This is a genomic window from Gottfriedia sp. OAE603 (assembly GCF_040543965.1).
GTDB classification, from domain to species: Bacteria; Bacillota; Bacilli; order Bacillales; family Bacillaceae_G; genus Gottfriedia; species Gottfriedia solisilvae.
Genome location: NZ_JBEUNN010000001.1, coordinates 3811394 through 3827125 on the forward strand (window position 1 = coordinate 3811394; position 15732 = coordinate 3827125).

Annotated in this window: 12 protein-coding genes; 1 reads left to right on the forward strand and 11 read right to left on the reverse strand. The window is 35.9% G+C overall.

Annotated elements, in window-relative coordinates; all coding sequences use genetic code 11:
* Nucleotides 1–23: 23 nt before the first annotated feature.
* From gatB to pcrB, 9 genes are all read right to left on the reverse strand, one after another.
* Complete coding sequence (gene gatB / locus ABID96_RS19165; RefSeq protein WP_192603724.1) at nucleotides 24–1454, reverse strand: Asp-tRNA(Asn)/Glu-tRNA(Gln) amidotransferase subunit GatB; 1431 nt, start codon at nucleotides 1452–1454, stop codon at nucleotides 24–26.
* Nucleotides 1455–1466: 12 nt separating this feature from the next.
* Nucleotides 1467–2921: an Asp-tRNA(Asn)/Glu-tRNA(Gln) amidotransferase subunit GatA gene (gene gatA / locus ABID96_RS19170; protein ID WP_192603723.1), complete on the reverse strand. Its 1455-nt coding sequence runs from the start codon at nucleotides 2919–2921 to the stop codon at nucleotides 1467–1469.
* Nucleotides 2922–2936: 15 nt separating this feature from the next.
* On the reverse strand, nucleotides 2937–3227 hold the full coding sequence (gene gatC, locus ABID96_RS19175; RefSeq protein ID WP_088001805.1) for an Asp-tRNA(Asn)/Glu-tRNA(Gln) amidotransferase subunit GatC: 291 nt from the start codon (nucleotides 3225–3227) through the stop codon (nucleotides 2937–2939).
* A 177-nt stretch (nucleotides 3228–3404) separates the two neighbouring features.
* Nucleotides 3405–3932 carry a deoxycytidylate deaminase gene (locus ABID96_RS19180; protein ID WP_192603722.1) on the reverse strand — a complete coding sequence of 176 codons (528 nt, stop codon included), beginning with the start codon at nucleotides 3930–3932 and terminating at the stop codon, nucleotides 3405–3407.
* Between the two features lie 398 nt (nucleotides 3933–4330).
* Nucleotides 4331–5878 (reverse strand): L-glutamate gamma-semialdehyde dehydrogenase, encoded by a 1548-nt coding sequence (gene pruA / locus ABID96_RS19185; RefSeq protein WP_192603721.1) that lies wholly within the window; start codon nucleotides 5876–5878, stop codon nucleotides 4331–4333.
* 200 nt (nucleotides 5879–6078) lie between these two features.
* The gene (locus ABID96_RS19190; RefSeq protein ID WP_192603720.1) at nucleotides 6079–7275 is read right to left on the reverse strand and encodes a CamS family sex pheromone protein; all 1197 of its coding nucleotides are present in this window, start codon (nucleotides 7273–7275) and stop codon (nucleotides 6079–6081) included.
* An 87-nt stretch (nucleotides 7276–7362) separates the two neighbouring features.
* Entirely contained in the window at nucleotides 7363–9363 is a 2001-nt protein-coding gene (ligA, locus tag ABID96_RS19195) for an NAD-dependent DNA ligase LigA (protein ID WP_192603719.1), read from the reverse strand.
* A gap of 15 nt (nucleotides 9364–9378) precedes the next feature.
* The gene (pcrA, locus tag ABID96_RS19200; RefSeq protein WP_192603718.1) at nucleotides 9379–11550 is read right to left on the reverse strand and encodes a DNA helicase PcrA; all 2172 of its coding nucleotides are present in this window, start codon (nucleotides 11548–11550) and stop codon (nucleotides 9379–9381) included.
* Nucleotides 11551–12249: a heptaprenylglyceryl phosphate synthase gene (pcrB, locus tag ABID96_RS19205; protein WP_088001793.1), complete on the reverse strand. Its 699-nt coding sequence runs from the start codon at nucleotides 12247–12249 to the stop codon at nucleotides 11551–11553.
* Between the two features lie 264 nt (nucleotides 12250–12513).
* Here pcrB and ABID96_RS19210 point away from each other — a divergent pair, with 264 nt between their 5' ends.
* Nucleotides 12514–12771, forward strand: coding sequence for a YgaP family membrane protein (locus ABID96_RS19210; protein WP_377897005.1), 258 nt, complete (start codon nucleotides 12514–12516; stop codon nucleotides 12769–12771).
* A 115-nt stretch (nucleotides 12772–12886) separates the two neighbouring features.
* Here the strand turns inward: ABID96_RS19210 and purD are convergent, their stop codons facing one another.
* Together purD and purH are read right to left on the reverse strand one after the other, a co-directional pair.
* The gene (gene purD / locus ABID96_RS19215) at nucleotides 12887–14152 is read right to left on the reverse strand and encodes a phosphoribosylamine--glycine ligase (RefSeq protein ID WP_192603717.1); all 1266 of its coding nucleotides are present in this window, start codon (nucleotides 14150–14152) and stop codon (nucleotides 12887–12889) included.
* A gap of 19 nt (nucleotides 14153–14171) precedes the next feature.
* Entirely contained in the window at nucleotides 14172–15707 is a 1536-nt protein-coding gene (gene purH, locus ABID96_RS19220) for a bifunctional phosphoribosylaminoimidazolecarboxamide formyltransferase/IMP cyclohydrolase (RefSeq protein WP_192603716.1), read from the reverse strand.
* Nucleotides 15708–15732: the final 25 nt, after the last annotated feature.

Consider the following 15732-nt stretch of genomic DNA (forward strand, 5'->3'; position numbering starts at 1 on the left):
TTTTGTTTTTGAAAGGCTTCAAATTAACGTTTTTGAATTTCTTCCATCAGAATTTTATTTAATAGTGGCGGATTTGCTTGTCCTTTAGTCGCTTTCATCATTTGACCAACAAGGAAGCCAATCGCACGGTCTTTACCATTTTTAAAGTCTTCAATAGATTGAGGATTTGCATCCAATGTATCGATTACGATTGTACGAAGTGCGCCCTCATCAGAAAGCTGAACTAAGCCTTGTGATTTTACGATTTCGTTAGGGTCGCCACCTTTTTCAATTAACTCAGTGAATACTTTTTTCGCTATTTTTGATGAAATTGTTCCATCAGAAATTAATTTCACTAAGCTAGACAGATTTTCAGGTGTTAATGCAACATCACGTAATTCTTTTTGTGATTTATTTAGGTATGCTGATACTTCACCCATTAACCAGTTAGAAGCTAATTTTGCATCTGCCCCGTTCGTAACAGTTGCATCGAAGAAATCAGACATTTCTTTTGTTAAAGTTAAAACCATTGCATCATATGCTGGTAATCCTAATTGCTCAACATAACGTTTTTGACGAGCATCTGGAAGTTCAGGAATGCTATTTCGCACTCTTTCTTTCCATTCATCATCAATGTATAGTTCAACAAGATCTGGCTCAGGGAAATAACGATAATCGTCTGAACCTTCTTTTACACGCATTAAGATTGTCGTTTTTGTTGATTCATCATAACGACGTGTTTCTTGTTGGATAATTCCTCCTGATAGAAGAACCTTTTCTTGACGGATTTGCTCATGCTCAAGTCCTTTTTGTACGAAAGCAAATGAGTTTAAGTTCTTTAACTCAGCCTTTGTACCAAACTCTTCTTGACCGAAAGGACGTAACGAAATATTTGCATCACAACGAAGTGAACCTTCTTCCATTTTCACGTCAGAAACACCTGTAAATTGAATAATTGCTTTCAATTTCTCTAAATAAGCATAAGCTTCTTCAGGAGTACGGATATCTGGTTCAGATACGATTTCAATTAATGGCGTGCCTTGACGGTTAAAGTCTACTAAAGAATAACCTTCGTCAGTATGGTTTAATTTACCCGCATCTTCTTCTAAATGAACACGAGTAATTCCAATACGTTTCTTCTTGCCACCAACTTCAATTTCAATCCATCCATTCTCACCGATTGGTTTATCAAATTGAGAAATTTGGTAAGCTTTTGGATTATCTGGATAGAAATAGTTTTTACGGTCAAATTTTGTTTCTGTCGCTATTTCGCAATTTAAAGCCATTGCAGCTTTCATGCCATAGTTTACAGCCTCTTCATTTAACACAGGTAGTACGCCAGGATAACCTAGGTCAATTACACCTGTATTTGTATTTGGATCTGCACCAAACGCATTAGGGCTTGGTGAGAAGATTTTTGATTTTGTTTTTAATTCTACGTGTACTTCTAAACCAATTATCGTTTCAAAATTCATTCCCGCGCCTCCTTACAGTTGTGGTCTTTGCTTTGTAAAATCAGTTGCTTGCTCGTATGCATGTGCGACTCTGTAAATCGTAGACTCATCGAAATGCTTACCAATAATTTGTAAACCTAAAGGTAGACCTTCATGGAAACCACAAGGAATCGAAATTGCAGGAACACCAGCTAAGTTAATTGGAATTGTTAAAATATCATTTGCGTACATAGTCATAGGATCGCTTACTTTTTCGCCAACTTTAAAAGCAGGTGTTGGTGTTGTAGGACCAATAATTACATCATAATTTTCAAATACTTTCTCAAAATCATCTTTGATTAAAGTACGAACTTGTTGAGCTTTTTTATAGTATGCATCATAGTAGCCAGAGCTTAATGCATAAGTTCCAAGCATAATACGACGTTTTACTTCATCACCAAAGCCTTCTGCTCTAGTTTTCTTGTAAAGGTCGATTAAATTCTCTACATCATCAGCACGGTGACCATAGCGAATTCCATCAAAACGTGCTAGGTTAGCAGATGCTTCAGAAGAAGATAATAAGTAATATGTTGCTAAAGCATATTTAGAATGAGGTAAAGAAACCTCTTCCCACGTAGCTCCTAAACTTTCTAATAAGTTTAATGCTGCCATAACAGATGCACGAGCTTCCTCTCCTACACCTTCACCTAAGTATTCCTTTGGAACAGCAATACGAAGACCTTTTACATCTCCAGTAAGTGAGCTTAAGAATGATGGAACTTCAACATTTGCAGAAGTTGAATCACTTGCATCTAACCCAGAGATTGCTTGTAATAATAGTGCATTATCCTCTACGTTTCTAGTAATTGGACCAATTTGGTCTAATGACGAAGCAAATGCTACTAAACCAGAACGAGATACGCGACCATATGTAGGTTTTAATCCAACAACACCACAGAAAGAAGCTGGCTGACGAATTGAACCACCTGTATCAGAACCTAATGAGAATAAAACTTCACCTGCAGCAACAGAAGCAGCAGAACCACCGCTACTACCGCCTGGTACATACTCGATGTTCCAAGGGTTACGAGTTCCACCAAATGCAGAGTTTTCATTAGATGAACCCATTGCAAATTCATCCATATTTAATTTACCAATTGTGATTGCTTCAGCTTGGGCTAATTTCGTCACAACAGTAGCATCATAGATTGGATTAAAGTTTTCTAGAATCTTACTCGCACAAGTTGTACGAAGACCTTTTGTTACAATATTATCTTTTACACCAATTGGCATACCAGAAAGAATACCACGAGACTCGTCCCATGCTTTTTCATCAAGAGCTTTTGCTTGTAAACGTGCTTGCTCTTCGTTTAATGTTAAAAATGATTTAACATCTTGATCAACAGCAGAAATTCTTTCGTATGATTCATTTACTAACTCTTCTACTTTAATCTCTTTTGACTTTAACTTCTTATGTAATTCCGAAACTGTATATTCAAATAAAGACATTTTACGATTCCCCCCTTAATCTAATATTGACGGTACTTTAACTTGTCCATCTTGGTGATCTGGTGCATTTTTAAGCACTTCTTCGATTGCTAAACCTTTTGCAGGCTCATCCTTACGCATCACATTACGCATTGTTAATACATGTGTAGTAGGTTTTACATTTGACGTATCAAGTTCACCTAATTGCTCAGCAAAATCTAAAATTGCGCCAAGTTGCTTTGAAAATTTCTCAGCTTCTTCTTCAGTTACCGCTAAACGTGCTAAATGAGCAACGTGCTTTACTTGTTCCATTGTAATTTTTGACATTATTTTTGCACCTCCATAAATTTCGCACAACATACAATATACTGATAATACCAAATTTCCCATGTCTCGGGCAACATTCCACTTAAATCCAAGTAAAAATATATTTGGAAACTTAATGAAAACATTTACATTACATTTCTATTAATCAAACGTTTGTTTAAAATAGTTAAAATAATTCTAATTAGCTACTTCTATTCTAGTTAATTCAATTCCATATTCTTTAAAATATTCTATTGAATACTCATCAGGATAACCTTCATTATATACAACTCTAGTAACTCCTGCTCCATTAATCATTTTGGCACAAGCTCTACATGGAGCTGTAGTACAGTATATCGTCCATTCATCACTTTTCGTTTTTTGAATACCCGATTGTACAAGCTGATAAATTGCATTTTCCTCAGCGTGAAAAGCATCACATGGATAATCATCTGAATATTTTCCACTTTCAAGAATGCCCTTTTCACGAGCAACAAAACGTGGACAGCCCCCATCAATACAATGCTTAGCTCCTTTTGGATAGCCATTATAGCCAGAGGCAATGATTCGATTATCACATACAATAACCGCTCCTACCCTTCTACTACCACAAGTTGAACGAAGAGAAGTGATAAATGCTTGTCCTAAAAAATATGAATCCCAATCATCTCGAGTTCCTAAAGGAATCGAGTCAGCTAGTTGAATGATTTTCTGTAAAATTTGCATACTTCCCCTTCTCTCTGTTCATTTTAGTCTAAATAAAATTATATCATACGTTTGAGTTAAGGGATAAGAGCTATAGCTAGATAAGAATGCGTTAGTTGAATACACATCCAAGGCGATTCATTTCCTTGAGGCTTATCTTAAGCCCCCTAGCTTCACGCGATGAGAGTCATGAACGCTATACATCAGGATGTCGTGATTTTACCTTGCTTATCTTGATTGACCTGCAGGATCTTTAGCTTGCTGCATCTCCAACATGAGTCTGGCACCTTCCGTAGATATCAACCCCTGTCTTTATCGTTTCAAATCCCAAAAATTCTTTTAGATAAATGCCAAACAAAAAAAAGGCATGACCTTCTTGGATTGAATCCAAGAAGATCATGCCTTTGGTATATTCAGGATTAAAGCATTTCTGAAGTTGTTTTACCTTGCATGTGAAGTACTAAGTAGTCAGGGCCACCAGCTTTTGAATCTGTTCCTGACATGTTGAATCCACCGAATGGTTGGTATCCAACGATTGCACCAGTACATCCACGGTTGAAGTATAGGTTACCAGCATGGAAATCTTCACGAGCTTTTTCGATGTTTGCACGGTTGTTTGAAATAACAGCACCTGTTAAACCATACTCAGTGTTGTTTGCAATTTCTAAAGCATGATCAAAGTCTCTAGCTTTACAGAATGCAACAACTGGTCCAAAGATTTCTTCTTTCATTAAACGAGCATCTTCTTTAACGTCAGCAACGATTGTTGGTTTAATGAACCAACCAGTAGAATCGTCTCCTTCTCCACCAGTTACTACTCGTCCTTCTTCACGTCCGATTTGAACATAGCTCATTACTTTGTTGAATGCAGCTTGGTCATTAACAGGACCCATGTAAGTTGTACGGTCTTCTGGGTTACCAACTGTTAATTCGTTTGTTAATTCGATTGCACGAGCAAGTACTTGATCATACACATCTTGGTGAATAACAGCACGAGAACATGCAGAACATTTTTGACCTGAGAAACCAAATGCAGATGCAACGATTGATTTAGCAGCTAATTCTAAATCAGCTTCTTTATCAACTACCATTGTGTCTTTACCACCCATTTCAGCGATAACACGTTTTAACCAGATTTGACCTGGGTTAACTTTAGCAGCACGTTCGTAAATACGAATACCTACTTCTTTAGAACCTGTGAAGCTGATGAAACGAGTACGTGGGTGATCAACTAAGTAATCTCCTACTTCAGCTCCGCTACCTGGTACGAAGTTTACAACTCCAGCAGGTAATCCAGCTTCTTCTAATACTTCAAGGAACTTGTAAGCTACAACTGGAGTCGTACTTGCAGGTTTTAATAGAACTGTGTTACCAGTTACTACTGCAGCTACTGTTGTTCCAGCCATGATAGCGAATGGGAAGTTCCATGGAGAAATAACAACACCTACTCCTAATGGAATGTAGTTGAAACGGTTATATTCACCTGGACGGCTTTCTACTGGAATACCATCTTTTAATTGAAGCATTTGACGAGCATAGAATTCTAAGAAATCAATAGCTTCAGCTGTATCAGCATCTGCTTCATTCCAAGGTTTACCAGCTTCTTTTGTTAATAAAGCTGAGAATTCGTGTTTACGACGACGAATGATTGCTGCCGCACGGAATAAAATATCAGCACGAACTTCAGGTTTTACTTTTTTCCATGTATTAAAAGTTGTATCAGCAATTTGCATTGCTTTTTCAGCTAATTCACGGCTAGCTTTTGATACAGAACCAATTACTTCTTTATGATTTGAAGGATTTACAGAAACGATTTGTTCTTCTGTAAAGATACGCTCTCCACCAATTATAAGTGGATATTTTTCACCTAAATAAGATGAAACTTTTGCTAATCCTTGATTGTATTGTTCTTGATTTTCCTCTAAGCCAAAGTTTGTAAATGGCTCATGTTTGTAAGGTATAACCATTGAATAAATCCCCCTTTAATTTAAATAGCATACAATTCGAAAAATATAAAATTGAACTATTTTTCAAAATTAAATGCCAAAATTAACTTCTAAAAAAGCTCACAATAACATAATACATTATTCCTATATATACTTCAAATGGGAAACGCTTACAGATTTAGCGCCAAAAACAAAAAAAAGGAAGAGTCGAAATCTTCCTTTTAATTATAAATATGCACACTTGGTTCTTTCGCGTCTACCTCTTTTACGATTAAAGCTTCTTGCCCATTTGCCGAGAACACATTCGTCTCAACCTTTAGATATGAAGGGAAATGATCCATCATTAACCCAGCTACATATTGGGTAAAAGCAATAACTTCTGCCTTACTATAGAATTGCATAGGTATATCAATTTTTAGTTGTATTAATTCATTATCTTTATAAAATCCTGTGCCTACAACACCAGTATAATTAGGAAAATAATTTTCTATATCGGATTTAAAATTCACCATTTTCATTGCGTCATCTCGGTGATCTGCAGTTGCCGCAGATGATGGGAATAAATAATATTTTTCATTTATATTATCCCAACCACTAATCGTACTTTCATTTCCAGAAACTGATGCCTTTGCAACAAATGATCCAGGTACTACTGAAGATTGACTTTGTTGGCGGAATATAGCAAATGTAATTGGAATATCTTTAAACTCATCCATTTTACGTAATCTAGTTAAGATTTCTTGTGCCATTGCACGTCCTTGTTTTAACATGACATCCTTTTTAATTTCCATCTCTCTAGGATAACCATGCTCTTCCTGGTAGTAATAATACGAATTCATTGCAAGTCCAATTGCTACGCCTTCGATTTTGACTTCTTTACCGCTTTTTTTCAAGTAATCTTGTTCTAAAATATGATTTAAATAGATAGGAGCTGCTTTAGCTTTCGCATCTTCAGATTTAGCATTACTTTCAATTGGGTTCAGTCCATCGTTAACGACAGTAGCATTAACATTAATTTTTCTAGCTGACTTTTCTGCCTCTTTTAATTGGCCAGAAGTATATTTTCTTTTTAACCATGATTCAACCGTTTTTTTCTCAAGTAATTGGCCTTCTTGATATAAATAATCATCTGTAGAATACTGATCTTGTACAATTCGCATTAATCCCATTTCAAACTCATTTATATCAAGGCGGTTCTCAACATTCGATACAACTGCACCTCTAGTTTTACTAGGCTTAAACGGAAGGATCGTTTTATAATAATCATTTGAAATTGAATATCGGGGTATAATTGCGTCTTCCCCTTTTTTATTATTGCTGCTCTCTTGTACAACCTTATCTTCATTCTTTAATGATAACGAACATCCAGATAAGATGAGAGAAAAACAACATAGGAGTAGCCCTATTCGTGTTTTCATTTACTCACACCTCTTATTTATTAAGTGAACGACTTTTTATTAATTGATAATAAGAAGTTTGTCCTCTAGTTGCATGCTAAAAGAGTATTACTGTGGTTGAAGCTCCTTAATCATTCGCTCTTCATCCCAAACTTCAATATTTAGCTTACGTGCAGCATCAAGCTTTGAACCTGCTGCTTCACCTGCAATTACTAAATCAGTACTCTTACTAACACTACCAGCTACTTTAGCGCCAAGTGCTTCTAACTGCTTTTTAGCTTCACTTCTAGTCATCTGTTCTAGCTTACCAGTTAATACGACTGTTTTACCAGCAAAAAGAGAATTTGTATCTATATTTTCAATTAAAATCCCTTTATATTCAGTATTTACCCCAAGCGTTTTAAATGTTTCTATTAACTCTTTCACTTCATCTTTAGAAAAATACTCATTAATCGATTGAGCCATCTTATCACCAATCTCATTAATCGTTCTGATTTCCTCTACAGACGCTGCCATTAAATGATCAATTGAGTGGAAATGCTGTGCTAATGTTTTCGCTGCTTTTGCACCAACATGTCGAATTCCTAAACCAAATAATAATTTTTCTAATGAATTTTCTTTTGAAATCTGAATTGCCGAAATTAATTTATCCGCTGACTTTTCACCAAAACGCTCTAATGATAATAATTGTTCTTTTGTTAATTTATAAAGATCCGTAAAAGTAGTAATCAGTTTCGCTTCAAATAATTGCGCAACAACTCTTTCACCTAATCCATCAATATTCATTGCGTCACGGGATGCAAAATGAATTAACCCTTCTCTTATTTGTGAAGGACAAAATGGGTTTACACAACGAAGCGCTACTTCACCTGCAATTCTGACTAGTTCATGCTCACATGAAGGGCAATGAGTTGGCATAGAGAAAGGCTGTTCTTCGCCTGTGCGACGATCTAATAACACATTAACGACTTCAGGAATTATATCTCCAGCTTTGCGAATAACAACTGCATCTCCAATACGTATATCTTTCTCTTTAATTAAATCTTCGTTGTGCAATGAAGCACGCTTTACAACTGTCCCCGCCACTCGAACCGGCTCAAGAATAGCTGTTGGTGTTACCACACCAGTTCTTCCTACACTCAATTCAATATCAACTAGTTTTGTAATCACTTCTTCAGCTGGAAATTTAAATGCAATCGCCCATCTTGGTACTTTAGCAGTTGTCCCAAGCTTCTTTTGTGTAGAATATTCATCAACCTTGATAACAATACCGTCGATTTCATACGGTAATGTTGGACGCTTCTCTTTCCAGTTTTCAATGTATTCAATTACTTCATCTATTGAATTGCATGTTTTTCGAAATGTATTTGTTTTGAAACCAAGTTTTTGTAAATAGTCTAAAGCTTCACTATGCTTTTGAATTGAAAATTCTTCAGCATTTGGAATACCGTAAACAAAGAAAGATAAATCTCGCTTCGCCACTATTTTAGGATCTAATTGTCTTAAAGATCCCGCAGCAGCATTACGTGGATTTGCAAACAATTCTTCACCATTTTTCTCACGCTGTTCATTTACTTTTTCAAAGCTTGCTTTTGGCATGAACGCTTCTCCACGAACTTCCATCGTTACTGGCTCAGTAAGCTTTAAAGGAATAGCTTTGATTGTTTTTAAATTGTGAGTAATATCCTCACCCACACTTCCGTCTCCGCGAGTTGCTCCTTTAATGAACATACCATTTTCATAATGAAGTGAAACCGCTAATCCATCTATTTTCAATTCACAAACATAGGAAATTTGATCAACGTCCTGTTTTACACGTTGATCAAAATCTTTTAAGTCACCTTCATTAAAAGCATTTCCTAAACTTAACATTGGATAAGTATGAACTACTTTCTCAAACAAATCGATTGCCTGTCCACCAATCCGTTGAGTTGGAGAATCGGCAGTAACAAGTTCTGGATATTGCTCCTCTAAGCGAATTAGTTCATGTAGTAGCATGTCATATTCTGTATCTGGTACAGACGGATTATCTAATACGTGATATTCATAGTTGTATTGACTTAATTCACTTCTTAACTTCTCAATTTTATCAATAATGCCTTGATCCACGAGTTACCACTCCTTCTATGCTTTCGTAATTGGAGCAAATTTTGCTAATAAACGTTTTATACCTGTTGGACTTGGAAATGCAATATCCAGTTCCATTGCTTCGCCTTCACCCTTTACACTAACTACTGTACCAGTACCCCATTTACCATGAGAAGCCTTATCGCCTACACGCCATCCTAATGATTCCCCTCCTTTTGTTTTCATAACAGGTTTTGAGATCGAGCGTCGTTCTGTTGCAACCTTTTTGTTCGCACGATCTAATAATTCGTCTGGAATTTCATTAATAAATCGCGATTCTTGGTTCACACTTGTACGCCCATAAAGTGTACGTGTTTGAGCATTCGTTATATATAGTTGCTTTTCAGCGCGCGTAATTCCTACATAAGCAAGTCTTCGTTCCTCTTCCATCTCTTCTTCATCCATTAGAGAACGACTATGAGGGAAAATACCTTCTTCCAAACCAATTAAAAAGACTACTGGGAATTCTAACCCTTTCGCTGAATGTAGGGTCATTAAAATAACTTCATCTGTCGCTTCTTCTTCTTTATCAGCTTGATCAATATCAGACACTAAGGCTAAATCAGTTAAAAATGAAACTAGACTTTTGTCTTCACTGCTCTCTTCAAATGCATTTGTTACGGTTAAGAACTCTTCAATATTCTCAATTCGAGAAGCAGATTCAATTGTATTTTCATCTTTTAACATTTGAATATAGCCAGTTTTTTCAAGTACCTCTTCAACAAGCTCTGTAACTGATAAATACTCCTGCATTTGCTGCCAATTTTTCGTCATTTTATGGAACTCACCAATGGCATTTGTGATTTTCGCACTTAAACCAACAAAATCAATTTGCTCCAATGTATCAGATAGTGAAAGATCATTTGCAATACTATAATTAATTACCTTATCTACAGATGCTGCACCTACACCACGTTTTGGTACATTAATAATTCTCGAAAAACTAATTTCATCATTTGGGTTTGCGATAAAACGTAAATAAGCCAAAACGTCTTTAATCTCTTTACGATCATAGAACTTTACTCCGCCAACCATACGATAAGGAATGTTTGATTTGACTAAAACTTCCTCCATTGCACGAGATTGCGCATTTGTACGGTATAAAATGGCTACATCGCTTAGTTGATGTACGCGTTGGTTTTTCCATTCAGCTAGTTTCCCAGCAATAAAATGGCCTTCATCCTGTTCTGAAGCAGCTCTAAAATAATGGATTGGATTTCCTTGTCCATTTTCAGTCCATAATTTTTTAGGTTTACGATTTGAATTGTTTGTAATGACTGCATTTGCAGCATCTAGAATCGTTTGAGTAGAACGATAATTTTGCTCTAACAGGATCACTTGGGCATTATCATAATCCTTCTCAAATGAAAGAATATTTGAGATATCTGCCCCACGCCAACGATAAATTGACTGATCAGAATCACCAACAACACATATATTTTTATATTGCTCTGCAAGCATTTTTACAATCTTATACTGAGCATGGTTCGTATCTTGATACTCATCTACATGAATATATTGAAATTTCCTTTGATAATAGTGTAGAACCTCAGGTACACGCTCAAATAATGTAATTGTCATCATAATTAAATCATCAAAATCTAATGAATGATTTTTACGTAAGCGGTCTTGATAAGCTGCGTAAATTTCACCAATTACTTTTTCAAATGGCGTAAATGCATCTCTAGAATAATCAGCCGCAGTTTGTAATTCATTTTTCGCGCTACTGATTGACCCCAAAATAGCACGAGGATCAAATTTCTTTGCGTCTAGGTTTTTCTCTTTTAAGATGTTTTTGATAACAGTTAATTGATCTGTTGTATCTAAAATAGAAAAACTTCTATTAATCCCAATTCGATCAATATCTCTTCGAAGAATACGTACACACATTGAGTGGAAAGTTGATACCCAAATATCTTCTGCATCCTTACCAACTAGTTTATAAATACGCTCTTGCATCTCTCTAGCTGCTTTATTTGTAAACGTTATAGCTAATATATTCCATGGAGCGACAGTTTTTTCTCCAAGCAAATATGCAATACGATGAGTAAGCACTCTCGTTTTACCCGAACCGGCACCTGCCATAATTAAAAGAGGACCATTCACCGTTTTTACTGCTTCTTTTTGCATTGGGTTTAGTCCATGTAATAATTCTTCTGCTGTTTTCATTTATTTTGTCGCTCCTTTTTTTACAGCTTTCACCGTAAGTAAAGCCTCTTGTAAATTTTCATAAATAATGTTTCCAACTACAATTGTATCTGCATATTGACTTACTTCTTCCGCTTGTTTTTGAGTCGATATGCCTCCACCATAAAATAACTTTGTTTGACTTACAACCTTTGATACCTCTTCGACTACTTCGATAGGTCCAAATGTTCCGCTGTATTCTAAATAAAAAATAGGTAATTTAAGTAAGGTTTCTGCCACTTCTGCATAGGCAACGATATCTTCTATAGAAAGATCCGTATCAGACTTTGTTAGCTCAGCTGCTTTACAATTCTTATTTAATATACAGTATCCTTCCATTACTAATTCTTCTGCATGTATTAAGTGACCAAATTCCTTCATCGCTTGCTGGTGCATGCCAACAATCCACTTCGGATCTGTACTATTTAAAACAGTTGGGATAAAGTAAAAATCATATCCCGGGGTCACTGCTTCCAAATTCGAAACTTCAAGTATACAAGGAACTGCGTAGCGACGAATTCTTACTAAAAGTGATAATGTATCATCTAAAGTAACCCCATCAGTCCCACCTACTAGTATTGCATCCGTTCCCGATTCGCAAATTAGTTCTAATTCTTCATCTGTAATGTCCTTGTTAGGGTCTAATTTAAATATGTGATTCCATTGTGTATAATCGTACATTTTGTTCCTCCTCGATTTATTTCCATTCATTTCTTCATTTATTTTATTTATCTATTCTTGTCTTATTTTTCGTGTTTTAGATAGGTTAAGAAAACATAAATGTATTGTATCTTATTAAAAAGGAAAAGTAACCCTTCTTACCCTAAATTAGGAAGTGTTGAAAATTGTTTCCTCTGATAATGGAACAATTAAAGGGAAAAATGGTAATAAGTGATTTTCAAATAGAATTTAGTCACTGATTCTTATTATAAGGGGATTGTTAGGTTGAGACCAAATATTAGTTTAATGAATTCATTACTGCGAATTACAGCCGGATTGACTATTTTAGCTTATGGCACAGCAAAACTTTCAAAAAGAAGATGTAGTAATTCTGTACTCATTTTAATCATAATTGGCGCAATGAAAGTTGCAGAAGGAATTTTACGTTTTTGCCCTATGACTGCATTTTGTAAAAAATGTATGATAATGATGGAAAAACATAATGAGGAAGATTCTATCGAAGAATATATCCAACCTTCATAAAAATAGTTTATCAAAACTAATTATGAATGTATAGACGAAACAAGAACATTAGTTCTATCTCATGCAAAAAGGGGCGTCAAATGACGACCCTTTTTGTATTGCAAACGTACATTATTTAGTTATTTACTTTTACCGCTTTATGAGCTATATCATGACGATAGAATAAGCCAGTTGATTGGATGTTATTAATTTGATCATATACCTTGTCACATGCTTCATTAATGGAAGCTCCGCTATGGGCAACAATTAATACTCTTCCACCGTTTGTAACATATTCATTGTTTTCAAGCTTTGTACCAGCATGAAAGATCATCGTTTGATCACTAACTGCTTGAAGTCCGTTAATGACGGCACCTTTTTCAGGTACTTCCGGATATCCATTCGCAGCGAGTACTACACCAACAACTGCTTCCTCTGACCATTTCAGTTCAATTTCTTCATTATTTAAGATAGCTAGCATGACTTCTGCTAGATCACTTTCTAAACGAGGTAATACAACTTCTGTTTCTGGGTCACCAAATCTTGCATTAAATTCAATTACCTTTGGACCAGCAGTTGTTAACATTAGACCTGCATATAAAATACCTGTAAATTCACGTTCCTCTTGAATCATCGCTTCAGCAACAGGAAGGACAATTTCTTGTAAAGATTGCTCTACGATTGATTGAGGGATTTGCGGTACTGGTGAATATGCACCCATTCCGCCGGTATTCGGTCCTTTATCTCCATCGTAAGCACGCTTATGATCTTGAGCGATAACCATTGGATATACTTTTGTTCCATGAACAAATGACATTAGCGAGAATTCTTCACCTTCTAGATATTCTTCAATTACTACAGATGCACTTGCATCACCGTATTTATCATCTAAAAGCATATCATGAAGACTAACTACTGCCTCTTCAATTGTCATAGCAACGACTACGCCCTTACCAGCTGCCAATCCATCTGCTTTAATAACAATTGGAGCACCAATCTTTTCAACATATGATTTTGCATCCTCAAAGTTCGTAAACGTTTCATAAGCAGCAGTTGGTATATTATATTTTTTCATTAAATCCTTCGTAAAACTTTTACTACCTTCAATAATCGCTGCTTCTTTTGTTGGTCCAAAAATCTGTAAATTCTCTTTACGAAACTCATTTACGATTCCATTCATTAAAGGAACTTCAGGACCGACAATTGTTAAATCGATTTTCTCTTCTTTAGCAAAAGCGATTAAGGCTTCATGATCACCCTCATCAATATTGACAAGCTTTGCTATATCAATCATTCCATCGTTTCCTGGAGCAACAAATACATCTGTTACGTTCTCTGATTGATTTACCTTCCAAGCTATTGTATGCTCTCGGCCACCGCGACCAATGACTAATACTTTCATCTTGTCATCTCCTCATCTATTAATGTTTAAAGTGACGTACCCCTGTAAAGACCATTGTAATGCCGTATTCATCAGCTTTTTTGATTGAATCTTCATCGCGAATTGATCCACCTGGTTGTATGATCGCTGTAATACCTGCTTTAGCAGCTGCCTCAACAGTATCACTCATTGGGAAAAATGCATCAGAAGCTAAAGCAGAACCTTTTGCGTTTTCACCAGCTTGGTCAATTGCAATATTTGCAGCTCCAACACGATTCATTTGACCAGCACCCACACCAACAGTCATATGGTCTTTTGCTAATACGATCGCATTCGATTTTACATGCTTTACAACTTTCCAGCCTAGCTTTAAATTCTCCCACTCTTCATCAGTAGGTTGACGCTTTGTAGGTACTGTAATTGTTGCATCTTCAAAACCAAAAGTATCCATATCTTGACGAAGTAGACCACCATGTACAGTAGTTAATTTAGGTGCAAATGTTGGTTTCTTTTCGAAATCAACTGTTAATAAGCGTAAATTCTTTTTACTTGTAAGAATTTCTAATGCTTCTTCACTAAAAGAAGGAGCGATAATAATCTCTAAAAATAACTCATGTAATTTTTTAGCTGTTGCACCATCGATTTCATGATTAGCCGCAATAATTCCACCAAAAATTGATACTGGATCTGCTGCATATGCACGATCGTAAGCTACTTCAATTGTTGTTCCTTCTCCAACACCGCATGGATTCATATGTTTTACAGCTACAACCGCTGGGTTTGAAAATTCACGCACAATATTTAATGCTTCATTCGCATCATTAATATTATTGTAAGAAAGTTCTTTACCATGTAATTGAGTTGCATAAGCTATTGATGAAGTTGTTGGCATTGGTGCACGATAAAACGTTGCATTTTGATGAGGATTCTCACCATATCGTAAAGATTGCTTTAATTCATATGTCACTGTATAGCTCTCGGGATTTTCTTCCCCAACTTGCTCAGTTAAATAGTTCGAGATTAATGAATCATATGCCGCTGTATGACGGAATACTTTTGCAGCTAATCGACGATTCGTTTCAAGTGAAACAACTCTTTGATTAGCTAATTCTGTTAAAATCACATCATAATCAGTTGGGTCTACTACTACAGATACAAATTCATGATTTTTCGCTGCTGAGCGTAGCATTGTTGGGCCACCGATATCGATATTTTCAATTGCATCTTCAAATGTAACATCAGGTTTCATAATTGTTTCTTTAAATGGATATAAGTTTACACATACTAAATCAATTGGTTGAATACCAAGTTCATTCATTTGGCGCATATGCTCTTCATTCGAACGTACGCCTAAAAGTCCACCATGTATTGATGGATGTAATGTTTTTACTCGACCATCCATGATTTCCGGGAAATTCGTAACCTCGGAAATACCGATCACATCTAAGCCTGCTTCTTTTAATAATTGATAAGTACCACCTGTAGAAATAACCTCGAAATCTTGTTTTATTAATCCACTTACAAACTCAATGATACCTTGTTTATCTGATACGCTAACTAAAGCACGTTTTTTCATGTTATAAGCCCCCAAATGTAAGAAT

Bases quoted from the DNA above. Each gene is read 5' to 3' on its own strand.
- purD (WP_192603717.1), bottom strand. From the start codon at position 14,152: ATGAAAGTATTAGTCATTGGTCGCGGTGGCCGAGAGCATACAATAGCT.
- pcrA (WP_192603718.1), bottom strand. From the start codon at position 11,550: ATGAAAACAGCAGAAGAATTATTACATGGACTAAACCCAATGCAAAAA.
- pcrB (WP_088001793.1), bottom strand. From the start codon at position 12,249: ATGTACGATTATACACAATGGAATCACATATTTAAATTAGACCCTAAC.
- gatB (WP_192603724.1), bottom strand. From the start codon at position 1,454: ATGAATTTTGAAACGATAATTGGTTTAGAAGTACACGTAGAATTAAAA.
- gatC (WP_088001805.1), bottom strand. From the start codon at position 3,227: ATGTCAAAAATTACAATGGAACAAGTAAAGCACGTTGCTCATTTAGCA.
- pruA (WP_192603721.1), bottom strand. From the start codon at position 5,878: ATGGTTATACCTTACAAACATGAGCCATTTACAAACTTTGGCTTAGAG.
- ABID96_RS19190 (WP_192603720.1), bottom strand. From the start codon at position 7,275: ATGAAAACACGAATAGGGCTACTCCTATGTTGTTTTTCTCTCATCTTA.
- gatA (WP_192603723.1), bottom strand. From the start codon at position 2,921: ATGTCTTTATTTGAATATACAGTTTCGGAATTACATAAGAAGTTAAAG.
- ABID96_RS19180 (WP_192603722.1), bottom strand. From the start codon at position 3,932: ATGCAAATTTTACAGAAAATCATTCAACTAGCTGACTCGATTCCTTTA.
- purH (WP_192603716.1), bottom strand. From the start codon at position 15,707: ATGAAAAAACGTGCTTTAGTTAGCGTATCAGATAAACAAGGTATCATT.